Origin of the sequence: Marinobacter sp. KMM 10035 (assembly GCF_046537445.1) — a bacterium.
In the GTDB taxonomy this organism is placed as follows: Bacteria; Pseudomonadota; Gammaproteobacteria; order Pseudomonadales; family Oleiphilaceae; genus Marinobacter; species Marinobacter sediminicola.
In genome coordinates, this window is sequence record NZ_JBBVMG010000001.1 from 1,716,767 (window position 1) to 1,740,651 (window position 23,885).

The following is a 23,885-nucleotide window of genomic DNA, read 5'->3' on the forward strand; positions in this document are numbered from 1 at the left end:
GTGGCGCTGGCAGTCCTCCGGCCACTGAATCGTCTGGCCCTATATCGAGCTCGACCAATAATCCTCTGGCCCCGGCCGTCCGTGAATCGCGCAACACTGGCAGTGCGAATGGTGAAGTGCCGGCAGAAACGGGCAGCCAAGCCGTTCGTGCTGCAGATGAAAATGAGGCTGCGGGCGCAAGCCGCAAGTCTGTAGAAGCGGATGCCACGGATAAAAAAGTCGGCGGTCTGGATGAGGCGGAGCTGAAGGAACTTACCGAGCTCAAAGCCCGGGATCGCGAAGTGCGTGCCCATGAAGCTGCGCATCAGGCAGTGGGTGGCCAGTATGCGGGTGCGATATCACTTTCCTATCAGCGAGGGCCCGATGGTGCCCAATACGCGGTGGGTGGCGAGGTGTCGATTGATATGTCACCCGTCAACGGCGATCCTCAGGCAACCATCGAAAAAATGCGGGTGGTGCGCTCAGCGGCGATGGCGCCGGCAGAACCTTCCGGTCAGGATCGCGCTGTGGCCGCTCAAGCCATGCAGGCTATGCTGCAGGCCCAGTCCGAGCTAGCCCTGGAGCAGAAATCCACCGACTCCAATGCAGATAAGCCAGCGGCTGCTGCGAGTGAAAGTGACGCAGCATCATCTGTTGCCGAGCAGGGTGAGCGCTCTCAGAGTGGCGCTGATCAGCCATTGCCCAGATCTGCGCAGCAGGCCAGGAATTCCTATCAGAATATTGCAGCACTTGGGCCAGAGTCGGCCTCCTCAGGGGATGGGTTTCTACCCATTTCAGTCTGAATTTATCATCTGTTAGCCTGCTATTGACTTGGGCCTCTCCCGTTACAAATCCACAAATGCCTGAATCGATTTGAGTGCTGGCTAACCGCTGGTGCCCGCTGGGTTTTCAGGTTTGGGTTGCGCCGATGAAGAGTGCTCTGGTGACCAAAATCTACACAAATTATTCGCCCGGCTATTGACAATTCTGTGCCTCTAAACGTATGTTTCAAACAAGTGTTTAATTAATGCTGCAGCGCATCCTGTTGCAGTGTCTGAGCAAACCCAAGGCCGCGAGCTGTTATTACTTTTTCAGCCAAGACCGAAAACCGAGGTGGTTTAAATGCCTGAGTACAAAGCGCCCCTGCGTGATATCAAATTCGTAATGAACGAGCTGCTCGACAGCGAGGCCCACTACGCCAATCTGGAAGGCGCTGAAGACGCAACTCCGGATATGGTTGATGCCATCATCCAGGAAGGTGCAAAGTTTGCTGAGCAGGTACTGTCACCGCTGAATCCGGTAGGCGACAGAGAAGGCTGCACATGGAGCGAAGACGGCGTTAAAACACCGGCTGGCTTTAAAGAAGCTTACGACCAGTATGTTGAAGGTGGCTGGCCGTCGCTGGCAGCTGATCCCAACTACGGTGGTCAAGGCCTGCCAGACTCGCTGGGTATTGTGATGAGCGAGCTGAATGGCACCGCCAACTGGTCCTGGGGTATGTACCCTGGCCTGAGCCACGGCGCCATCAACACTGTGGAAGCGCATGGTACTGAAGAGCAGAAGCAAACTTATCTTACCAAAATGATCAGTGGTGAGTGGACAGGTACCATGTGTCTGACCGAAGCCCACTGCGGCTCGGATCTGGGCACCCTGCGTACCAAGGCAGAGCCTAATGCAGACGGCTCTTACAGCATTACCGGCACCAAGATTTTCATCTCGGCCGGTGAACACGACATGACCGACAATATCATTCACATCGTTCTGGCTCGTCTGCCGGGCGCACCTGAAGGTACCAAGGGCATCTCCTTGTTTATCGTACCCAAGTGCCTGCCTGCTGCAGACGGATCTGCTGGTGAGCGTAACGCCGTTTCCTGTGGCTCTATTGAGCACAAAATGGGTATCCACGGCAATGCTACCTGTGTGATGAACTTCGATGGCGCCAAAGGCTGGCTGATCGGGCCTGAGAACCGCGGTCTGAACTGCATGTTCACCTTCATGAACGTGGCCCGTATCGGTACTGCTATTCAGGGCCTGGGTGCTGCAGAAATGGGCTTCCAGGGATCGCTGGCATACGCCAAAGATCGTCTGGCCATGCGCTCACTGAGTGGTCCAAAAAATCCGGAAGGCTATGCCGACCCGATTATTGTGCACCCGGATGTGCGACGCATGCTGCTGACACAGAAAGCCGTTGCAGAAGGCGCCCGTGCACTGATCTATCTGACTGCACAGAAGGCGGATCTCGTTGGACGTGGTAAAACAGACGAAGAGCGCAAAGAAGCAGACGAAGCGCTGGGCTTCCTGACTCCGATCGCTAAGGCGTTCCTGACCGAGATCGGTTATGAAGCGGCCAACCTGGGTATGCAGGTGTTTGGTGGTCACGGCTACATCTCCGAGTGGGGTATGGAGCAGAACGTACGTGATGCTCGTATTGGTATGATCTACGAGGGTACTACCGGTATCCAGGCGCTGGATCTGCTGGGTCGTAAGGTTCTGATGACTCAGGGCGAGTCGCTGAAAGGCTTCACCAAGCAAGTTCACACCTTCTGCAAGGAAAATGCCGACAACGAGCAGCTGAAGCAGTTCGTAGAGCCGCTTGCGGCGCTGAACAAAGAGTGGGGCGATCTGACCATGAAAGTGGGCATGACCGCCATGAAGAATCGTGAAGAAGTGGGTGCTGCCTCTGTTGATTATCTGATGTACTCCGGTTATGCAGTCTTTGCATATCTGTGGGCGCGCATGGCCAAGCTTGCGCAGGATAAGCTGGATGCCGGCACAAGCGAAGAGGCCTTCTATAAGGCCAAACTGCAGACTGCACGCTTCTACTTCACCCGCATGCTGCCGCGTACCAAGACTCACGCAGTAACCATGCTGGCAGGGGCTGATACTCTGCTGGATATGCCGGAAGAATCCTTCTCGTTCTGATTTATTCGAGCGATTAAGGTTAACCGGTAAGAGAAAGCCCGCGCTCCCAGGAGCCGGGCTTTTTTCATGAGTTGCAGGTGGTTTTAAGGTAGAATACCTGCCAGATTTTTTGTGGAACCTGGAGAGTTTACATGGCCGATTATCAGGCGCCTTTGCGCGACATGCGATTTATTCTGAACGAAGTTTTTGACGCACCTGCACTCTGGGCATCCCTGCCCAAAGTTGCTGAGAACGTAGATCCGGACACCGCCGATGCGATTCTGGAAGAAGCCGGCAAAATCACCAGCGGCGTACTTGCTCCTCTGAATCGTGAAGCAGATGAGCAGGGCAGCCAGTGGAATGACGGTGAAGTGACTTCGCCGGATGGCTTTAAAGAAGCCTACCAGACAATCGTTGAAGGTGGCTGGAATGGCCTGGGTGGCAATCCTGAGTTTGGTGGCATGGGCATGCCTAAAACTCTGGTGGCACAGTTTGAGGAAATGATGCAGGGCGCTAACATGTCCTTCGGCTTGGCACCTATGCTGACAGCGGGGGCTTGCCTTGCGCTGGATGCACACGGCAGTCAGGAGCTGAAAGAAAAGTACTTGCCCAATATGTATTCAGGTGTATGGGCGGGCGCCATGGACCTCACAGAGCCTCACGCAGGAACCGATCTCGGCATTATTCGAACCAAAGCTGAACCGAACGACGACGGTTCGTTTAATGTGACTGGCACCAAGATCTTTATTACTTGGGGCGAGCACGACATGGCGGAGAATATCATTCACCTGGTACTGGCGAAGCTGCCGGGCGCCCCAAAAGGTCCAAAGGGTATTTCCCTGCTGTTGGTTCCCAAGTTCATGGTGAACGACGACGGTTCCTTGGGTGAGCGCAACAGCTTCAGCTGTGGCTCCATCGAGAAGAAGATGGGTATCAAAGCCTCCGCAACCTGCGTGATGAACTATGACGGAGCAAAAGGCTGGCTTGTAGGTGAGGAGAACAAAGGTCTGAACGCCATGTTCACCATGATGAACTACGAGCGTTTGGGCGTGGGCATCCAGGGTATTGGTGCAGCGGAAGCTTCCCTGCAGAACGCTGTGGAATATGCCAAGGATCGCATCCAGAGCCGCGCACCTACCGGAGCACAGCAGCCGGAAAAAGCAGCAGACCCGATTCTGGTACATCCGGACGTGCGGCGCATGTTGCTCACCATGAAAAGCTATGTTGAAGGCGGCCGTGCTTTTTCTACCTACGTGGCGCAGTGGCTGGACATTTCCAAGTATGCCGATGCTGCAGAAGTAGATCGTCGCAAGCATGCAGAGGGTATGGTTGCCCTGCTGACTCCGGTTGCAAAAGCGTTCCTGACCGACCGTGGTCTGGAAGCCTGTATCCTGGGCCAGCAAGTATTTGGTGGGCATGGCTTTATTCGTGAATGGGGTCAGGAGCAATTGGTTCGTGACTGCCGGATTACCCAGATCTACGAAGGCACTAACGGTATCCAGGCACTAGACCTGATGGGTCGTAAGGTGGTTGGTAGCCAGGGTAAGCTCTATGAACTGTTTGCAGAAGATGTGGCCAGCTTCATCGAAGAGAACAGTGGTGAGGAAAGTCTGCGCCTTTATCTGGAACCACTTGCAGCGGCGTTCGAGCGTTTGTCTGACGTAACTGAGCACGTCATCAAGCAGGCATCAGATAATCCTGACGCCGTTGGCGCTGCCTCTGTTGACTATCTCGACCTGTTCGGGATGACTGCTGTGGGTTATATGTGGGCGCGTATTGTGAAGGCCGCAGCGCCGAAAGCCAGCGATGACACGTCCGGCTTTTATAGTGGCAAGCTGAAAACTGCGCGCTTCTATTATGATCGTCTGTTGCCGAAGACTGTTTCTCTTGCGGAAAGTATTCGCAGCGGAAGTGACTCTATGATGGCGCATACCGCCGATGAGTTCTGATTGCTGATGGCAAGAAGATGAGGCGCCACTTTAGGTGAGCGCCTTCCGGTGAATAAAAAAAGCAGGCCCCAGGGCCTGCTTTTTTTATAGGCGCTCCATTCGGCTTGGGTCGGTAATATAAGGATTCTCATTACCCTGAATCTCTGCCACCCGCTTATGCCGGGAGAGTTCCCTGTCATCCGGTGGGTCGGATCGGTTCCAGCCTTGAAATACCTGGGGCGATCCTAACCAGGGAAGGCCGTAGGTGCCAACCATGTAACCCATGCTCCGAGCGACATCGCCTTTCACTTTTGGAGGTGGCTCAAAGAGGATGCTGCTTTCCCGAATGCCACAATCATCTGCCTTGATCAATGCGCCCAGTTCCTCGTAGCGGGCATTGCGGCGCCGGAGTTCTGTGCGGTTGCGCACGGGAATCATGTTGTGAAGGTCGGAGGCAATCTGTCGGTATCGGTTATCTTGTTCGCATTGGCGAGTTGTACCGCAAGACAAAGCGTTCCGTATATCTGCGAGCGGGTATATATAGCCCTGAGTGAGCATAAAACCTTTGGTGGCGAACTGCTCGTCGCAGAAGAATGATTTGCCGCCATCTGCGTACAAATTACCCCAGAATTGTTCCTCAATGACGGTCTTCGGGTCACTGAAGCGGGTGTTCTGACCAATAACGAAGGTTGCGGTCAGCAGGAGCACGGATGTGCTAAGAAGAAGAAAAATCTTTTTCATATATCATTCATACCTCGCAGTGTCTGTAAGCGTGTTTTTGTAAAATTTATGACGCTCAGCTCACTTATATAGGATTATGACATAACTGCCTTTAGCACAAGGGGCCTTACCGTAAACAATTGTAGCCATGTGTTAACGGCTTAACACTTTCAGGGGCGTTTTGGCGAGTTCTTTGGTGTCTTGATCGCCGAGATGTACTTACGTGTCCATCAGGCTCTGGCGCTCAAAAGTGCAGACATGTCGCGCAGGTAATGCCAAGGGGAAAGTTCGTCATAGCCTTTTGCAGCGCGATCGATCTGGCTACATAGTTTCAGGGCTTCATGCAACTGTAAAGGATTTAATCGTCTGGCTGCCTGCTCCAACGCCCGGGCTCGCTGTGGCTGAAATACGCCACGCTTCTTAAAGAACGATGAGGGGGTTTCAGATCGGTTCTCACCGGTCTTCAATTCGAGCAGCAGGTTGAGGTCGCGAGTCAATACCGCCAGCAGGCCCAGAGGGTTTTCGCCTTCCTGCTGCAGAACACCGATTACCTTGCCAGCGTGGGCGGCGCGGCCAGTGAGGAGTTCGGTTACCAGCTCAAATCCGTTAAAGCGGGAGCTGTCCTGAACGGCTCGTTCTATTGTTTCTTCATCAATAGTGTCGCCATTGGTCAGGAGGGCTAGCCGGTCGAGCTCCTGACTGGCGGCTAGCAGGTTACCCTCGAGCCTTTCCGCCAGCATTGAAAGGGCTCCACGGGTCAGGCTCAGCCCCTGTTTTTTTGCTCGCTGCTGCAGCCATCCCGGGAATTTGTCGGCGTCCACTGGCCATACCGGCACATGGACTCCTGTGGATTGAAGTTCTTTGTACCATTTTCGCCGGGTTTCTGCGGCGTCCAGGCGGGTGCTGATCAGCAGGACGATAATATCTTCGGGCGGCTGAGCAAGAACCTGTTCCAGAACCGCGCGGCCATCTCCCAGCTTTCCCGTGGGCAGTCGAATTTCGATTCGACGCCGATCAGAGAACAGTGACATGGCACTGAATTCATCGGCTACCATGTTCCAGTCGAGTTGCTGGTCAGCGTGGAAGGTCAGGCGATCGATGAAGCCGGCTTCTTTGGCTGCACTTCGGATCTGATCACAACATTCCTGTACCAGCAGGGGCTCGTCTCCAGAAACCAGATAAACCGGTGCCAGGCCTTTCTGGAGCAATTGTGGTAGTTGGCCCGGATTGGTTTTCATGGTTTGGCAGATTGCGAGTCGGGCGGAGTATCGGTGCTCTGATGATTGCTCCGAATTTCCTGTAGCCGCTTTTCGGTAATCGGCGCAAGGCGGAAAATAATCTGTTGAGCCAAACGATCGCTCAGCTGTTGCTGCAGGTTTTCCTCCTCTCGCTGTTTGGCAAGCACGTTCGTTTCGTCGTACCTGTAACTCTCAGTCGTTGTGAGACGAGTACTGGCGATGATCGGAATGCCGTCTTTGCTGACCAATTCGAGGTCGACGGACTGCCTGAGGGTATATTCTGCAGCTGCGGCCTGAACGGTGATTGCTGTGGCGCGGCGGTCCTGCGCAAAGTCACGGATTCTGAGCCGGTAATTTGCGTTCTGCTCTGTAGCGAGTTCCACTCCGCCCAGTTCAAGCTGCTCCCGTACAGACTGACAAAGCGAGGTAGGCACCGGTGTTTGGCAAACCAGTTCAAGAGGCTCTAGCGCTGATGAAACTGGCGGAGCACCCCGCAGATGAAAGCCACAGGCACTCAGGCTGGTAGCCACAACGAGTGTGGCAATCAGCTTGATAGTGTCTGACTGCAGGGTGCGGAGCCTCATGTCAATTAGCGACCACGTTGACTAGCTTGCCTGGCACAACAATAACCTTGCGAACTGTCGCGCCTTCGATAAAACGGATAACATTTTCGTTGTTTAGTGCCTCGGTTTCCAGGTCGGCCGAGTTGATGTCTGCGGGCACGTCGATTTTGGCGCGCACTTTTCCGTTAACCTGCAGTACCACCTGAATCTGGCTGCGAACCATGGCCGATTCATCGGCGACCGGCCAGGGCGTATCAACAACCGGATTGCTGTGGCCCAACGCGTACCAAAGGGTGTGGCAGACATGAGGCACGATTGGCGCCAGCATCACCACGGCTGCTTCCAGGGCTTCCTGACGAACAGCGCGGGTTTGTGGCTCGTCATTGTTGAGACGGCTAACATCGTTAAGCAGTTCCATCACTGCCGCGATAGCGGTGTTGAACGTCAGGCGACGGCTGATATCGTCGCTCACCTTGGCAATGGTTTCATGGGTTTTGCGGCGCAAGTCTTTCTGGGCGTCATTCAGGGCGCTCAGGTCCATTGCAGGCGCGGCCCCACCTGCAACTTGTTCGTTCACCAGACGCCATAGGCGCTTGAGGAAACGGTGAGCGCCATCTACAGCGCTGTCTGACCACTCAAGAGACTGTTCAGGCGGAGCTGCAAACATCATGAAAAGGCGGACTGTGTCAGCGCCATGGGCATCAATAATGGATTGTGGGTCGATGCCGTTGTTCTTCGATTTGGACATCTTGGTTACGCCACCGGCGATAACAGGTTGTCCATCTTCCTTGTGTACCGCGCCAATGGCGTGGCCTTTGTCATCCCGTTCTACAACGACGTCTGCCGGGGCAATCCAGATCTTGCCGCCCTTATCGTCTTCACGATAGTAAGTGTCTGCCAACACCATACCTTGGGTCAGCAACCGCTTGAAAGGCTCTGAACTGTTTACCAGGCCAACATCCCGCAGGAGCTTGTGGAAGAAACGCGCGTACAGCAGGTGAAGGATGGCGTGTTCTATACCGCCGATATATTGATCGACCGGCAGCCAGTAGTTTGCCGCAGCCGGGTCCAGCATGCCTTTATCGTAATTCGGGCTGCAGAAGCGGGCGTAATACCAGGACGACTCCATGAAGGTGTCAAAAGTGTCGGTTTCGCGGGTGGCCGGCTGGCCTTCAAAACTGGTTTTGGCCCATTCGGGATCTGCTTTGATCGGAGATTGTACGCCGGTCATTTCGACGTCTTCGGGTAGCCGGACAGGCAACTGGTCGTCCGGAACCGGGTGCTGGGTGCCGTCCGCCAGTGTAACCATAGGAATGGGCGCCCCCCAGTAGCGCTGGCGCGATACGCCCCAGTCGCGTAGACGGTAGTTGATGGTACGCTTGCCGATCCCCGTCTGTTCGAGATGATCCGCAATGGCCTCGAAGGCCTCATCACTGGTCAACCCGCTGTATTTACCCGAGGACACGAGCACGCCTTTTTCCGTGAATGCCTGTTCCTGTACATCAATGTCAGGTTTGTCACTTGCGGAAATAACCTGCTTGATTGGCAGGCGATACTTCAGTGCAAACTCATGGTCACGCTCGTCGTGGCCAGGTACGGCCATCAGGGCGCCGGTACCATAATCAGTGAGCACAAAGTTGGCCACCCACACTGGAATATCTTCCTGGGTCAGGGGGTGCACGACCTTGAAACCTGTGTCTATACCCTTTTTCTCCATGGTCGCCATATCGGCTTCTGCAGTCTTGCTGTTGCGACACTCATCCACAAAACGTGCAACGTCCGGATGACGCTCAGCAGCTGCTTTTGCGAGCGGGTGCTCAGCGGCGATCGCCATGTAGGTGACCCCCATCAGGGTGTCCGGGCGGGTGGTGTATACCGTCAAACCTTCGTCGCCGTCTTTTAGCGGGAAGGTAAGCTCAGTGCCAACAGACTTGCCGATCCAGTTTCGCTGCATGGTCTTGACCTGTTCGGGCCAGCCATCCATATCGTCCATGTCGTTCAGCAGTTCTTCGGCATAATCGGTAATGCGGATAAACCACTGGGGTATGGCTTTCTTTTCCACCAGCGCACCGGAGCGCCAACCGCGACCATCAACCACCTGCTCGTTGGCGAGAACGGTCTGATCCACCGGGTCCCAATTCACGGTGGACATTTTCTTGTACACCAGGCCTTTTTCGTAAAGGCGAGCGAAGAACCACTGTTCCCAACGATAGTAATCCGGCTTGCAGGTCGCCAGTTCGCGGCTCCAGTCGTAGCCAAAGCCCAGCTGTTTGAGCTGGTTCTTCATGTATTCGATGTTGGCGTAAGTCCACTTGGCCGGTGCCGTCTTGTTGGCAATGGCTGCGTTCTCTGCAGGGAGGCCAAACGCGTCCCAGCCCATGGGCTGCATAACGTTCTTGCCTTGCATGCGCTGGTAGCGGGAAATTACGTCGCCGATGGTGTAGTTGCGTACGTGCCCCATGTGCAGCTTGCCGCTGGGGTAGGGGAACATGGACAGGCAGTAGTATTTGGGTTTGTCCGGATCTTCCCTGACTTCAAAGGTTTTGTTCTCGTCCCAGAAGGTGCGCGCATTGTGTTCAACGTCACGGGGATTGTAGTGCTCGTCCATACCTGCCATTACCAAAGTTACCCTGTATCAAAATGATGTGCGGAGCGGCCGGACATTCTAACGCACACAAGGCGTAACAGGTAGTCCGTCATGGTATGGCCTAGAGCCTTGGAGCTGTCGCATGTGGCCGGAACAGCTCCCAGGATACGCCGCAAGTACGTCCATGTAGGCTCGGCTCCGCCATCCATGGCTCCGCACGATCCCGGGAGCTGTTCCGGCCACATGCTTGTCGGGCTGCAGGCGATGGCCCACAATGAGCTTATGGCATCCATAAAAGGAAAACGTGATGACAGCGCCGGAAAGAAACCACCTCTCAGGAAAAGCTCTCGAGGTATACGACCGCATGCTCGAGCGGGTGCAGACCCGTTTAAAGGCAATACAGGAAACCTCACTGGATACCCTGGAAGAGGAGGTGGAGAAGGCAATTGAGGTTGAGCAAGAACTGGAGGAAATGACCAAGGACGAGATAAGCCTCCTTGGCACCTACCTTCAGAGAGATCTGGAGCATCTCCTGAGCTTTGTAGATGAAACAGGCGAGGGGCTTGCGGAATGGTTGCAGCTCGATATGTCATTGCTGGAACAGCAATTGACCGAGCGCTTGTTGTCGGTTGCCGACCAAACATTGGTAGATACCTTGGCACTGCGACAGAAACTCGAAAGCCGTGAAGCGGGGCAATACATTGCGGGTGAAGTAGCAACTGCAGGCATGTTCCAGTGCTTGAATTGTGAGCACATGCTGTGCCTCACATCGACCAGCCATCTGGAACCCTGTGAAGCCTGTGGTTCGCAATACTACAAGCGGGTTACCAGTCACTGGCCGAGAAAAGAGAGCTGATTCGAGGCTCTTGGGTGAGCTGTTGGGGAAGACTCCTCCAGAGTTCGGGTGGTCGTGGCAGGGACGGTGTTCAAAACCGTGCGGAGCCATGGATGGCGGAGCCGAGCGTACAGCGAGGTATTTACAGCGTGTTTTGAACACCGTCCCTGCCACGACCGCTTTCGCCAAAGTGCAGTCAGTTCTTAGGAATAACCCTCTCCCGCACAAACACAATTAAAATCAACGCCAGCGTCAGAACCGGCCAGGAAGCCGCAACCATGTACGGCGTGCTACCACTGGCCTTGAACACCTCACCAGTCAGAACCGCCCGCTCAAACTGCGGAATGCGCGCCGTAATCTGCCCCTTGTGATCAATAATCGCCGTCACCCCATTGTTGGTCCCGCGAATCATATAACGTCCGGTTTCCAAAGCCCGCATGCGCGCAATCTGCAAATGCTGCAACGGCCCCACAGAATCCCCGAACCAACCATCGTTACTGATCGTCAGCAACAAATCCGAATTCACCGCATTGCGAGCAAGAAAGTCCGGGTAGGCTACTTCATAACAAATAAATGGCATCACCTTTGTGCCATTGGCGTTCAGAGGGGACTGGTTCTTCGGGCCACGGGTAAAGCTCGACATGGGCAAATCAAAAAAGCCGATCAGCCCCCGAAGAACACCCTCAAGGGGAACATACTCCCCAAAGGGCACAAGCTTCTGCTTGTGATAAATGCCCTCGCCATTGCCCATGGCCATAATGCTGTTGTGGTAAGTGAAGCCGTCCGCGCGCTCGCTGAAACCATACCAGGGAATACCTGTTATCAGCGTGCTATTGTCACCGAGGTTGTCCTCAATATGATCAATAATCTTCCCTGCTTGATCCTGAGGAATGGGGATTGCCGTTTCCGGCCAAAGAATCAGATCGGTATCCCAGTAGGGCTCAGTCATACCTAGGTAAGCCACAATCTGGTCTTTCAAAAATTCCGGGTCCCACTTGATCAACTGCGGGACGTTGCCCTGCATGGCTGCCACAGATGTTGGTTCTGTGCTGATGTCTGTCCAGTCAACCCGGTTCAGTGACGGGGCTGTCAGCCACGGGATCAGCGTTACAACAGCAACAATGCCGGCGCTGGTATGGCGCTGCCTGGTTAATAGCCAGCCTGCAGCAAAAATAGCGGCGCCGCTGGCAGTGATCAAAAAGGTAAGGCCGTGAACGCCAATTACCGGCGCCAGCCCTGCCAGCGGGCCATCAGTATGGGCAGTACCAAGATAGAGCCATGGGAAGCCAGTTAGCAGCCATCCGCGAAGCCAGTCCCCAAGAATCCAGATAGCGGGGAACAGAATGAGGCGCCGTATGGCACTGACCTTCGCCAGCTTGCCCCAAAACCAGAATGCGATACCTGGAAAAAGAGCCAGCACCGCCACAAAGGCAGCAGTGAGCAAAACTGAAACCGGTATGGAGGTGTTGCCGAATTCGCTGATGCTGATGTAAACCCAAGTGGCACCCGAGCCAAACAGGCCCAAGCCCACCAGTAACCCCGCAAAGAAAAGCTGTTTGGCCGGCAGTGGAATGCAGGCCAGCAAAATCAGAAATGCGGAAATTGGCCCGAGCCACCAGAAGTGGAAAGGCGAGAAGGTCAGCGTTTGCAACGCGCCGGCAACCAAAAGGGTTGCCGCGCTAAACCAGCGGTTGGAAAGCAATGACAGTGCTGGGGCAGTAGAGGGTGTTAAATGCTCATGGCTCACTACGGGTTACCTGTAACAGACGGATGACACGGTTATCGGCGTTGGCTATGGTAAAGCGCAAGCCGCCAAATTCAACCGTTTCGCCTCGTCTGGGCAGGTGACCGAATTCCTTTAGAACGACGCCGCCAATGGTATCGAACTCTTCTTCATCGAAACCTGTGCTAAAAAATTCATTGAAATCGTCGACTGGCGTTACTGCCTTCACGGCATGGGAGCCATCCCCTCTGGCTTTGATATGGGTCTCTTCGTCGAAATCGTGTTCGTCTTCAATTTCCCCGACGATCTGCTCGAGTACGTCTTCAATGGTTACCAGGCCTGCTGTGCCACCGTATTCATCCACGACGATAGCCATGTGATTACGGTTTTCCTTGAACTGTTTAAGCAGCTGGTTCAGGCGCTTACTTTCCGGGACAAACGTAGGCGGGCGAAGGAGCTCGCGAACATGAGACCAGTCCATATCATCATCAAGGGCCAGCGGCAGCAGATCTTTGGCGAGAAGAACACCAATGACATCATCCTGGCTGTCGCCAATCACAGGAAAGCGGCTGTGTGCAGATCGGATGATTTCACCCAGATATTCTTTCGGATCCTGAGATGCGCGAACGGTGACCATCTGGGAGCGTGGGATCATGATCTCATCCACCCGCATGTCTACCACTTGCATGGCGCCTTCGATGATGCTCATGGCATCTACGTCGATTATGCCCTCAGATTCGGCACTTCTTAAGATTTCCAGCACGTCTTCGATAGATTCTGGCTCGCTGGAGAAAGCATGTGATATACGCTCCAGCCAAGACTTGTTTGAGCCTTGACTGTGACTCGATTGGTCGTCGCTCATGAGTCTTTTACCGTTTCCTCTGCTTCGTAGGGATTGCCGAACCCAAACTGCGCCAGCAATCGAATTTCCAGGGCCTCCATGGCCTCTGCGTCTTCGTCGTCAATATGGTCATAGCCTTGAAGGTGCAACATGCCGTGTACCACCATGTGAGCCCAGTGGGTAGACGGTTCTTTGTGTTGCTCCAGGGCCTCATTTTCAACGACCGGGGCGCAAATAACGAGATCTCCTGCTAATGGCACCGTTATACCGGCTGGCGCTTCAAATGGAAAGGACAACACATTCGTGGGTTTGTCCTTTCCCCGATACTGGTGGTTCAGTGTCTGGCTTTCCTCGGTATCGACAATACGAATCGTGACCTCGGATGGCTCCTCCCCCAGCCAGGCGGCCTGAGCCCATGCCTGAAACCGGGATTCCGGAGGTACACCGTGCCCATCGAACACGTTTTGGAAATCAACCGTCAGCTCGTTCACTGTGTACGGCCGCTCCCTTTGCTGTTGCCTTCATCAAGAGAATCGTAAGCTTCCACGATCCGCTGAACCAGTGGGTGGCGGACAACATCTTTGGCTTCAAAGCGCGTAAAGCTGATGCCGGTAACGTTTCTCAAAACGCCTGCGGCATGAATCAGCCCTGAGTTCTGGCCGCGGGGCAAATCCACTTGTGTGGTATCGCCAGTAATCACGGCTGTGGAACCAAATCCAATTCGCGTCAGGAACATTTTCATCTGCTCGCGAGTGGTGTTCTGGCTTTCATCGAGAATGATAAACGAGTTGTTCAGGGTGCGGCCACGCATGAAGGCCAGTGGTGCAATCTCGATCACGCTTTTCTCTATCAGCCGTGTGACATTCTCAAACCCGAGCATTTCATAGAGTGCGTCGTACAGCGGGCGTAGGTACGGGTCCACCTTTTGCGCGAGATCACCGGGCAGAAAGCCGAGCTTCTCGCCCGCTTCAACCGCCGGACGAACCAGAAGAATCCGCTTCACTTGCTCGTCTTTCAGGGCTTCTACTGCGCAGGCTACGGCAAGCCAGGTTTTACCTGTACCGGCGGGCCCAATACCAAAGTTAATGTCGTGGGAGCGAATGCTGTGCACATACTTCTGCTGATTCCCACCGCGAGGTTTGGCTGTGAGCTTCGGGGTTTTGATGAGGGTGACTGAGCCGTCGAAAGGAATCTCTTCTGGCAGTCTCTCAAGCCCGGTTTCCCGGATGTACAGGTGCACGGTATCCGGAGAAATATCGTCGGTCGCCTCGGTTTCCCGGTAGAGGTGTCTGATCACTTCCACAGCAGCGGCGACGTTTTCAGTAGCACCTTCAACCCGGAAGTGATGGCCTCGGCGGGTGACGGATACTTGCAGGCGCCGTTCGATGTGTTTCAGGTTTTCATCAAACTGTCCGCACAGAGTGGTGAGCCTGCGCTGGTCTGCCGGGTGTAGATCGAATTGTCTGGAATCGTTGGTGTTCAAATTTTCTCCGTTTTACTCTCGTTTACTTTACGGGAGTACGTATGGCTGGCTTTGGTGCTTTCGGGGCGGAGCAGGAACCCCTTCCCAAAAAGCGCCCGTGAATACGTCCATGTAGGGCTCGGTCGGGCCATCCTTGGCCCTCCACGTTTTTGGGAAGGGGTTCCCGCTCCGTCCCTATTCAAACTATGTGCTGCCCGAAAATATAAAAACAAGTAATCGGTAGCAATTTGATGGTCTACTTCTGAGACTAATTAAGGCGCATTGGAGAGTTGTTGGCATGCCGCACTGAACTTTATCGAGAGTGATGGGGGCTTCCTCCCAAAAATGTTGGAGGCCAAGGACGGCCGGAAACAAGCGCACATGGATGTGCTCGTAGCGGTTTTTGGGAGGAAGCCCCCACCACTCTCATACTCCAGCCCTCAATCACATGGGAGCCGAAGCTCAATAAAGCACCGAATCCACAGGTAAACCACGAAGAGAGTTGGCGTAAGCCTCAACAATCTCAACATCGATAAAGTGCCCGACAATCCCCGGATTCTCATGCCGGAAGTTCACAATCCGGTTGTTCTCCGTGCGCCCGGAATACTCCCCCGGGTCTTTTTTCGATAGGCCGGTAACCAAAATGCGCTGAGTCGAGCCCACCATCTTGCGACTGATATCCATCACCGTTTGGTTGATGCGATCCTGCAGAATCTTCAGGCGCTGCTTCTTCACTTCCATTGGCGTGTCATCCGGCAAGTCCGATGCTGGCGTGCCAGGGCGAGCGCTGTAAACGAAGCTGAAGGACATATCGAAACCGATATCGTTGATCAGCTTCATGGTGTCTTCAAAGTCTTTCTCGGTTTCACCCGGGAAGCCAATGATGAAATCTGAAGAAAAACTGATATCCGGACGAATCTTGCGCAGGCGACGAAGCTTGGACTTGTACTCCAGGGCCGTGTGGCCGCGCTTCATGGCTGCCAGAATACGATCCGAGCCGCTTTGAACCGGCAGGTGCAGGTGGCTGACCAGTTCGGGAACCTGTTCGTACACTTCAATCATCGCATCGGTAAACTCAACCGGGTGCGAGGTGGTGTAGCGGATGCGATCAATGCCGTCGATCGTGGCAATCAGTGTGATTAACTCAGCCAAGTCCATCACGTCGCCATCGTGGGTTTCGCCACGGTAGGCGTTCACGTTCTGGCCCAGCAGGTTCACTTCCCGCACGCCTTGGCCGGCCAGGTGAGCCACTTCGGCGATCACGTCGTCTGCCGGGCGGCTGACTTCTTCGCCACGGGTGTAAGGCACCACGCAGAAGGTGCAGTATTTGCTGCAGCCTTCCATTATGGAAACGAACGCAGAAGGGCCATCCGCTCCGGGGTCGGGCAGGTTGTCGAACTTTTCGATTTCCGGAAAGCTCACGTCCACTACGCCCACGCCGTTACCTTTCATGCGTACTTCGGTAATCATATCCGGCAAGCGGTGCAGGGTTTGCGGTCCGAAAACCATGTCGACGTAGGGTGCACGATCCAGAATCGCCTGGCCTTCCTGGCTGGCGACACAGCCGCCAACGCCAATAATCAGTTCCGGGTTCTTTGATTTGAGCTTTTTCCAGCGACCCAATTGGTGGAACACTTTTTCCTGTGCTTTTTCACGGATGGAGCAGGTGTTCAGCAGCAGGATGTCGGCGTCATCTGGTGATTCGGTCATTTCAACCGCTTCGCCGGTTTTAAGAAGGTCGGCCATGCGGGATGAATCGTATTCGTTCATCTGGCAACCGTGGGTTTTGATGTACAGCTTTTTGGCCATGGGTCTCAACACAACTGGATGTATTTGGCGCCCGGAGCAGAAATTGTCCGGATTGCGCGCTCTGAAAAGGAGAACTGGGCATTATAACGGGGTGATCAATCTGCAACCAGCGTTGTCTCGGTAATCTGCCAGTTTTGCTGTGGTATTATGCGGGTTTTCTGACAATCCGAGCATGAAGCAGTTGGCGAGGTTCTTCCCAAAACACGCTACCAGCACATCCATGTGCGCTTGTTTCGGGCCGTCCATGGCCCTCAACAGTTTTGGGAAGAACCTCGCCAACTGCTTCCCGAACTTTCGAGATAACTCCAAAAGCCCATGACCCCCGAACGCCTTGCCCGCATCAAACAGGTTTTGAACACCCGACAGCCGGACCTGACAGTCCTGACCGACCAGGTTCACAAACCAAGAAACCTCTCCGCCATACTGAGAACCTGCGACGCCTTCGGGTTAGCCAATATGCACGTGGTCTGGCCAAAAGAAGGCTTCCGGGCATTTCGGAAAACCGCCGGCGGTAGCTTCAAGTGGGTAACGCCTCATACCCACCGCACTATGGACGACGCCATAGCGCATCTGAAAGGGCAGGGCCATAAGCTTTATGCGGCACAGCTGTCAGACAGAGCGATCGATTATCGCTCCGCAGATTTCACCGTGCCATGCACCGTTATTATGGGTAACGAAGTCGATGGCGTAAGCACAGCAGCAGCGGAACAAGCTGATGAACACATTGTTATCCCCATGATGGGCATGGTCGAGTCCCTCAACGTATCCGCCGCCTGCGCGATCATCCTCTCCGAAGCCCAAAGGCAGCGCAAAGAGGCCGGCTTGTTCGATAATCGGCGCATACCGGATGAAGACTACAACCGCCTACTCTTCAGTTGGTGCCAGCCTGTCGTCAAGCGCTACTGCGACGACCGAAACCTGCCATACCCGCCCATTGATCACGAAACCGGTGAACTAATCGACGGAGTAGGATGGATGCAGGAAGTAAGGGTGCTCAGAGCCAACCGCCCCCGCTGGAATGAAGATAGCCCGGCTGAGGTCAGCTAACGAAAACACCTTTTACCCAGATCGGCCCGTGGTGCGGTAAGGCTTTTCTGCCGGAAAAAGATGTCCGAGCGCAGCGAGTTATTTTTCCAGAAGAAAAGCCTTACCGCGCCGCGGAGCCAGCCCCCAAAGCAGCAGGCAAGCGAAGCCAACCCTAGTCTTCGCGATGCTCCAAATATCGCTCCAACTGCTCCCGCAAAGCCTTAGGCAGGCGAGTAATCGTCAGCGCATCCTTGTCGCGATCATAGTAAATCGCCTGATTCACCAAATCCGAAGAAAACGAAACACTCATACCACCACCAGAGCCCGCAATCCGCACCAGCTTCTTCACCTTCCGGTGATCCGGGTGCAGCACGCCGCTCTCGGGCATCTCCGCAGACTTACTGGCAAACTCCTTGAAACGCCCGGGCTCATCCTCATCCAGATAGCCAGACAACGCTTCAATAGCCACCGGCTCACCCAAAGCATGCTGCTCTTTGCAGAACTCATAAGCCCGCGTGCGAACTTCGCCAGCCTTCTCAGGCTCTGAAGACTTTGCAAACGCCTCCACCGCATCCAGAAACGTCAGAGTTTCCTTTTCAACATCGATCTGATTGGTGAAACCACACAGCCGGATAAACAGCTCCCCCGGCTCGCCAGTGCCACGGGCATGCACCAGCGTAAGGTAATTCTCTGCGGCGTTTTCACCAAGCCAGTCGTCCAGCTCAACCCGCATGGCAAGGTTCAGGCGCGACGTGCTCAGCACATCCGTTGTATCCAGAGCCTGATTGCCGTCGAAACGCAGAGCGCCATCACTCTCCAGAATCATCACATAAACCACATCTGAATCTGCGAGCGCTTCGTGGACAACCATGATCTGCCCAACAAACTCTTCCTGACAGCTCGTAAGCAACTCCTGCCACTGGCCAAATACCCGGTCTGTGAACGAAGCAAAGCTCTGCTTGTCCTCCAGATAATCCTTCAGCCAGCTGCTGAACGGGCTCTCGCCAATGTCTTCCGAAAACCGCCCGTATTTCTTACCCGGCTTGCTGTTAAACAACCGCTTCATCTGCTTGTGCAGGCCCTCGTAATCGCCACCCGGCTCCTGCAGCGCCTCACCACTTTGCAGGCGGGCAGGCTGCCCCGGCTGATACTGACTGGAAAACGCGGTGCGCAGATGCTTAATAGCCATAAACAGATAATCCCGAATAAAGAAACAAAAAAGCCCCGAAGGAAACCTTCAGGGCCAAAGATTCTGCCACGGACAACAAATACATTCACGACTAAAAAAGGAGACTGGCAACAAACTGTGATAGCCGTGGGGCGGGGTGTCTTTTCTGGCAGGAAAAAGATGTCTGAGCGAAGCGAGTTGTTTTTCCAGAAGAAAAGACACCCCGCCCCGCGGCAAACACCCACCTAGCCAGTCCTGCCAATAAGGTTCCGATTAAACCCGCTTCCCGCGAACCAGCTCCTGCACCTGTGTTGCAGCGACACCTGAAACTTCCTCTGTGCTGTCAGCCGTTATCGAAACATTGGCGATATCAGTGCCAAGATTCACAGCAATCGCTACCAGCCCATAGGCAGCTAGTAGCTGTGCTGTGCGGCGGCGGTCATCGGCATCACCGGCATTATCCTCACTCAGTATCACCGATGTTTTGCCCTGATCGAACAATGCCCGCTCAACAGCCAAGGCAAGGGCATGTGCCTGCTTGCCGGAGCAACCGATAATCATCGGCTTCTGCGCCAGCCTGCGTTCGCGCTCTTCCGGACTCACGGGCTCCAGTGTGCCTGCTGTATCTGCCAGGCCATCAATCATGCCGGCACCCACGGTTACGTTGGTGAGCCTGTCGATCACAATAAAACTGCCCGTGGCATGGTTACGCTGGTACGCGTCAAAGGCGATTGGCTGGCTCAGTGTTAGATCGCATAATCCAATTTCGTTCACCTGCAACAGGGCAGGGTTAGCGTGCTGTTTCAGCGTGTTCACATCAGTCTGGTAATGGATTTTCCGAACCGTGCCTGACGTGAACGTGGGCCCCAGTTTGATGTCGTACAGGCGACCAGTATGCAAAGGCGCATCTGCCATCCACACAATGTTGGCCTTAAACCGGTTGCCAACTTCCGGCTCGTCTTCCGGCATCACCAGCATGTCGCCGCGGCTGATATCTATCTCATCTTCCAGCGTCAACGTGACCGCCTGATCAATGTAGGCCTCTTCAAGGTTGCCATCGAAGGTCACGACTTCCTTGATGGTGCTGGTACGCCGCGAGGGCAGGGCCATAACCTTGTCGCCGGGACGGATCACGCCGGAGGCGATGGTGCCGCAGAAGCCACGGAAGTTGAGGTTGGGGCGGGTGACGTATTGCACGGGGAACCGGAAGTGCTCCAGGTTCTTGTCGCGGCTTACTTCTACCGTTTCCAGAATATCCATCAGTGCCTGGCCGTTAAACCAGGGCGTGTTCTCGCTGCGGTTGACGACGTTATCGCCTTCCAGCGCAGAGATAGGCACAAAACGGATGTCTTTCAGCCCGAGTTTCGCGGCGAACGCCAGGTATTCCTCTCTGATTTCGTTGAAGCGGTCTTCGCTGAAATCCACCAGATCCATTTTATTCACGGCCACGACGATGTGACGGATGCCAAGTAGGGACGCTATATAGGAGTGCCTGCGGGTCTGGGTCAGTACACCACGGCGGGCGTCGATCATCAGAATGGCGACCTGCGCAGTTGAGGCTCCGGTAGCCATGTTGCGGGTGTACTGCTCATGCCCTGGGGTGTCTGCAATGATGAACTTGCGCTTATCGGTAGAGAAATAGCGATAGGCAACATCAATGGTTATGCCTTGCTCACGTTCTGCCTGCAAGCCATCCACCAGCAGAGCAAGGTCCAGCTTTTCGCCGGTGGTGCCCATTTTGGCACTGTCGGTTTTAAGGCTGGCCATGTGATCTTCATAGATCATCTTGGTGTCGTGCAGCAGACGGCCGATCAGGGTGCTCTTGCCGTCGTCTACACTGCCGCAAGTGAGTAGGCGCAGCAGTTCCTTGTTCTCGTGCTGCTTCAGGTAAGCCTGGATATCGTCAGCAATAAGATCAGATTGATGTGACATATCAGAAGTACCCTTCGCGTTTTTTCTGTTCCATGGAGCCAGCCGAGTCGTGATCAATCACGCGGCCCTGTCGTTCCGAGCTGGTGGCCAGCAGCATTTCCTGAATGATTTCCGGCAACGTATCTGCCTCGGATTCAATGGCGCCGGTCAGCGGGTAGCAGCCAAGGGTGCGGAAGCGGATGGATTTCATCATCGGCTTTTCCCCTTCCTTTAGCGGCATGCGGTCGTCGTCCACCATGATCAGCGAACCATCGCGTTCTACAACCGGGCGCACGGCTGAGTAGTAGAGGGGGACAATTTCAATGTTTTCCAGATAGATATACTGCCAGATATCCAGTTCAGTCCAGTTGGACAGTGGGAACACGCGGATGCTTTCGCCTTTGTTCACCTTACCGTTATATGTATTCCACAGTTCCGGGCGTTGGTTTTTGGGATCCCACCGGTGGTATTCGTCACGGAATGAGTAGACCCGTTCCTTGGCCCGGGATTTTTCTTCATCCCGGCGGGCGCCGCCGAAAGCCGCATCGAAACCATGCTTGTCTAGCGCCTGCTTGAGGGCTTGGGTTTTCATCACGTCGGTATGTTTGGCACTGCCATGGGTAAACGGCCCGATACCTTGGTCTACGCCGTCCTGATTCGTGTGAACAATCAGGTCTAGCCCATACTCCTTTACCTTGCGCTCCCGGAAATCGATCATGTCCCGAAATTTCCAGGTGGTATCTACATGCATCAAGGGGAAGGGCATTTTACCCGGGTAAAAGGCTTTACGGGCGAGGTGTAGCATTACCGCAGAGTCTTTACCGATAGAGTAGAGCATCACCGGGTTGTCAAACTCGGCTGCCACTTCGCGAATGATGTGGATGCTTTCCGCTTCCAGTTGTTTCAGATGCGTAAGGTTGTATGTGGTCATGAGTATCCGTTGCCGCAGCGGGCCTTGAAGGCTTGCAAATAGAGCAGCAACTATATCAGAGGCGATATGGCTATAAGAAGGGTCGCGGTTAGAGTTTTAAGTTATAGGAATATAGCGCTTCAATGAACCCGCCGGTGACCAGTCGTGTGGGCTCGATCAAGGATATAGCGGGAACGTTGTACGGGTCAGACTGGTTTAAGTGTGTCGGCCAGAAGTTTTCGTACATACCGGTCGATATAGTCAAACCCGTTTCCTTCGAAATCGGCAAACTGAATGCCCAGCTGAAATTCGTCCCGGGCCATCCTGCGCAGGTGGACAATGTGTCCTTTGGCTAATATGGATACGGGTTGAGTTGCAACAGCAGGCACAGAAAATCGGGCTTTAACGTCAATCCAGTTTCCTGGGGTGGGGGCTCTTAGACGTGGTATGAGCTGTCCTGCGGCTTCCTGATTACAGAAAATCATAACGCCTGTGCGGGACATGTTGGAGATTTTGCAGTTGATCTGACAACCATCGGGCTTTTCGATAACGATGTCACTTACAACATCCACACGTTGTTGGTTGCGCAGGTTTGGTTTAACTGTGACGGCTTTCATGGGCGCTCGTATTGACACTGTTAGGCATGCTCGGGTTCAAATAATGTTTCAGAACAACGTGTAACTTGCAAAAAGTGTAGTTGTTTATTTTCTGATCAGCAACTTGAGTGTCGTACATTGTGGCAGATTTTCAGTATATTTCTGAACAAGGGTTCACATATTTGATTGAGATCAGAATTCTTTTGCATTTCAGATGGCTCCGCTTTTGCTGCAGAACGCCCCCTTAGTGGTGTAAAATCCCCGATTCTATTTATTCATTCGCATGCTCCCGGCGCTCATTCCTGTGCGCCCGCTGAGCGCCAGGAATCCTGAAACGTTATATGACAGAAATAACCGAGAATAAAGTTGCCGGCAACGGCAAGGTGGGCTTCATCAGTTTGGGTTGCCCCAAAGCTCTGGTGGATTCCGAGCGCATACTCACCCAGCTTCGGTTGGATGGCTACGACGTGGTGCCTACATACAACGATGCGGACATTGTTGTAGTGAACACCTGCGGTTTTATTGATGCGGCCAAACAGGAATCTCTGGATGCCATAGGTGAAGCCATCAAGGAAAACGGCAAAGTGATTGTCACCGGTTGCATGGGCGTTGAAGCGGAAAAAATCCGTGAAACCCACCCGGGTGTGCTGGCGGTTTCGGGCCCGCACGCTTATGAGGAAGTGGTGGGCGCAGTGCATCAGTTTGTTCCGCCGGCTCGCGAGCATGATCCGTTTACCGATCTGGTTCCGCCTCAGGGCATAAAGCTTACGCCACGGCATTACGCATACCTCAAGATTTCCGAAGGCTGTAACCATCGCTGCACCTTCTGCATTATTCCGTCCATGCGTGGCGACCTGGTGAGCCGGCCCATTGGCGATGTGATGGACGAAGCTCAGCGTTTGGTTGACGCAGGCGTTAAAGAATTACTGGTGATCTCCCAGGATACGTCGGCCTACGGTGTAGACACCAAGTACCGAACCGGCTTCTGGCAGGGGCGTCCGCTGAAAACCAAAATGCAGTCCTTGTGTGAGGCTTTGGGCGAGTTGGGTGTGTGGGTGCGCCTGCATTATGTTTACCCTTACCCGCACGTAGATGACATCATTCCGCTGATGGCCGAAGGCAAGATCCTGCCGTATCTGGACATTCCGTTCCAGCACGCCAGCCCGAAAGTGCTGAAGGCTATGAAACGCCCCGCTCACGACAGCAAAACCCTGGACCGTATCCGTAAATGGCGGGAAATCTGCCCGGAGCTGACCATCCGCTCCACCTTTATCGTTGGCTTTCCGGGTGAAACGGAAGAAGATTTCCAGTACCTGCTGGATTGGCTGGATGAAGCGCAGCTGGATCGCGTGGGTGCCTTTACCTACAGTGCGGTTGAGGGTGCCAAGGCCAATGAAATTGAAGGCGCGGTACCTGAAGACGTGAAAGAGGAGCGCCTGGCGCGCTTTATGACCAAGCAGGCGGAAATTTCAGCGGCCCGCTTGCAGGCGAAGATCGGCACCACGATTGATGTGCTGATCGATGAGGTGGACGAGGAGGGCGCAATTGGTCGTTCCAAGGCGGATGCGCCGGAGATTGATGGCATGGTGTATCTGAACGATGTTACCGATCTGAAGCCCGGGCAGATAGTTAAGGTGCTTGTTGAGCATGCCGATGAGCATGATCTATGGGCCGTTCTGGCGTGAGTT

Annotated in this window: 19 protein-coding genes; 6 read left to right on the forward strand and 13 right to left on the reverse strand. The window is 54.3% G+C overall.

Translation table 11 applies throughout. The features are described from left to right. Positions 1–116 precede the first annotated feature (116 nt). The 3 genes from AADB16_RS07740 to AADB16_RS07750 all read left to right on the forward strand — a co-directional run bounded on the left by AADB16_RS07740 (position 117) and on the right by AADB16_RS07750 (position 4,829). Positions 117–782: a putative metalloprotease CJM1_0395 family protein gene (locus tag AADB16_RS07740; RefSeq protein ID WP_410802460.1), complete on the forward strand. Its 666-nt coding sequence runs from the start codon at positions 117–119 to the stop codon at positions 780–782. 319 nt (positions 783–1,101) lie between these two features. Next, on the forward strand, positions 1,102–2,901 hold the full coding sequence (locus AADB16_RS07745) for an acyl-CoA dehydrogenase C-terminal domain-containing protein (protein WP_309045211.1): 1,800 nt from the start codon (positions 1,102–1,104) through the stop codon (positions 2,899–2,901). Between the two features lie 131 nt (positions 2,902–3,032). Further along, the gene (locus tag AADB16_RS07750; protein WP_309045212.1) at positions 3,033–4,829 is read left to right on the forward strand and encodes an acyl-CoA dehydrogenase C-terminal domain-containing protein; all 1,797 of its coding nucleotides are present in this window, start codon (positions 3,033–3,035) and stop codon (positions 4,827–4,829) included. A gap of 84 nt (positions 4,830–4,913) precedes the next feature. Here the strand turns inward: AADB16_RS07750 and AADB16_RS07755 are convergent, their stop codons facing one another. The 4 genes from AADB16_RS07755 to leuS form a co-directional block, all read right to left on the reverse strand. Then, complete coding sequence (locus AADB16_RS07755) at positions 4,914–5,549, reverse strand: endonuclease (RefSeq protein ID WP_309045213.1); 636 nt, start codon at positions 5,547–5,549, stop codon at positions 4,914–4,916. 209 nt (positions 5,550–5,758) lie between these two features. Next, entirely contained in the window at positions 5,759–6,766 is a 1,008-nt protein-coding gene (gene holA / locus AADB16_RS07760) for a DNA polymerase III subunit delta (protein ID WP_309045214.1), read from the reverse strand. Next, positions 6,763–7,350, reverse strand: coding sequence for an LPS assembly lipoprotein LptE (gene lptE / locus AADB16_RS07765; RefSeq protein WP_410802462.1), 588 nt, complete (start codon positions 7,348–7,350; stop codon positions 6,763–6,765). The genes holA and lptE overlap by 4 nt, the downstream gene beginning before the upstream one ends. 1 nt (position 7,351) lies before the next feature. Continuing rightward, positions 7,352–9,937 carry a leucine--tRNA ligase gene (gene leuS / locus AADB16_RS07770; RefSeq protein WP_410803617.1) on the reverse strand — a complete coding sequence of 862 codons (2,586 nt, stop codon included), beginning with the start codon at positions 9,935–9,937 and terminating at the stop codon, positions 7,352–7,354. 286 nt (positions 9,938–10,223) lie between these two features. On the opposite strand from leuS, the gene AADB16_RS07775 reads away from it, so the two are divergent. Then, a complete protein-coding gene (locus AADB16_RS07775) occupies positions 10,224–10,772 on the forward strand; it encodes a zinc ribbon-containing protein (protein WP_309045216.1) in 549 nt (182 codons plus the stop codon). A 175-nt stretch (positions 10,773–10,947) separates the two neighbouring features. Here the strand turns inward: AADB16_RS07775 and lnt are convergent, their stop codons facing one another. From lnt to miaB, 5 genes are all read right to left on the reverse strand, one after another. Beyond that, positions 10,948–12,498, reverse strand: coding sequence for an apolipoprotein N-acyltransferase (gene lnt / locus AADB16_RS07780; RefSeq protein WP_410802463.1), 1,551 nt, complete (start codon positions 12,496–12,498; stop codon positions 10,948–10,950). After that, complete coding sequence (locus tag AADB16_RS07785) at positions 12,488–13,336, reverse strand: HlyC/CorC family transporter (RefSeq protein ID WP_410802465.1); 849 nt, start codon at positions 13,334–13,336, stop codon at positions 12,488–12,490. The genes lnt and AADB16_RS07785 overlap by 11 nt, the downstream gene beginning before the upstream one ends. Further along, entirely contained in the window at positions 13,333–13,806 is a 474-nt protein-coding gene (ybeY, locus tag AADB16_RS07790) for an rRNA maturation RNase YbeY (protein ID WP_410802467.1), read from the reverse strand. Before ybeY ends, AADB16_RS07785 begins: the two co-directional genes overlap by 4 nt. Then, positions 13,803–14,798, reverse strand: coding sequence for a PhoH family protein (locus tag AADB16_RS07795; RefSeq protein ID WP_410802469.1), 996 nt, complete (start codon positions 14,796–14,798; stop codon positions 13,803–13,805). Before AADB16_RS07795 ends, ybeY begins: the two co-directional genes overlap by 4 nt. Before the next feature lie 441 nt (positions 14,799–15,239). Continuing rightward, positions 15,240–16,586, reverse strand: coding sequence for a tRNA (N6-isopentenyl adenosine(37)-C2)-methylthiotransferase MiaB (gene miaB / locus AADB16_RS07800; RefSeq protein ID WP_410802470.1), 1,347 nt, complete (start codon positions 16,584–16,586; stop codon positions 15,240–15,242). Positions 16,587–16,901: 315 nt separating this feature from the next. Between miaB and trmH the strand changes: the two genes are divergently transcribed. Continuing rightward, the gene (gene trmH / locus AADB16_RS07805; RefSeq protein WP_410802472.1) at positions 16,902–17,633 is read left to right on the forward strand and encodes a tRNA (guanosine(18)-2'-O)-methyltransferase TrmH; all 732 of its coding nucleotides are present in this window, start codon (positions 16,902–16,904) and stop codon (positions 17,631–17,633) included. A gap of 151 nt (positions 17,634–17,784) precedes the next feature. On the opposite strand, the gene AADB16_RS07810 is transcribed toward trmH, so the two are convergent. The 4 genes from AADB16_RS07810 to AADB16_RS07825 form a co-directional block, all read right to left on the reverse strand. Next, entirely contained in the window at positions 17,785–18,801 is a 1,017-nt protein-coding gene (locus tag AADB16_RS07810) for a nucleoid-associated protein (RefSeq protein WP_410802474.1), read from the reverse strand. Between the two features lie 252 nt (positions 18,802–19,053). After that, positions 19,054–20,712, reverse strand: a complete 1,659-nt coding sequence (cysN, locus tag AADB16_RS07815; protein WP_410802476.1) for a sulfate adenylyltransferase subunit CysN — start codon at positions 20,710–20,712, stop codon at positions 19,054–19,056. A gap of 1 nt (position 20,713) precedes the next feature. Next, positions 20,714–21,622 carry a sulfate adenylyltransferase subunit CysD gene (gene cysD, locus AADB16_RS07820; protein ID WP_298448284.1) on the reverse strand — a complete coding sequence of 303 codons (909 nt, stop codon included), beginning with the start codon at positions 21,620–21,622 and terminating at the stop codon, positions 20,714–20,716. A 185-nt stretch (positions 21,623–21,807) separates the two neighbouring features. After that, positions 21,808–22,218 carry a PilZ domain-containing protein gene (locus AADB16_RS07825; RefSeq protein ID WP_410802478.1) on the reverse strand — a complete coding sequence of 137 codons (411 nt, stop codon included), beginning with the start codon at positions 22,216–22,218 and terminating at the stop codon, positions 21,808–21,810. Between the two features lie 320 nt (positions 22,219–22,538). On the opposite strand from AADB16_RS07825, the gene rimO reads away from it, so the two are divergent. Beyond that, on the forward strand, positions 22,539–23,882 hold the full coding sequence (rimO, locus tag AADB16_RS07830) for a 30S ribosomal protein S12 methylthiotransferase RimO (RefSeq protein WP_410802480.1): 1,344 nt from the start codon (positions 22,539–22,541) through the stop codon (positions 23,880–23,882). Positions 23,883–23,885: the final 3 nt, after the last annotated feature.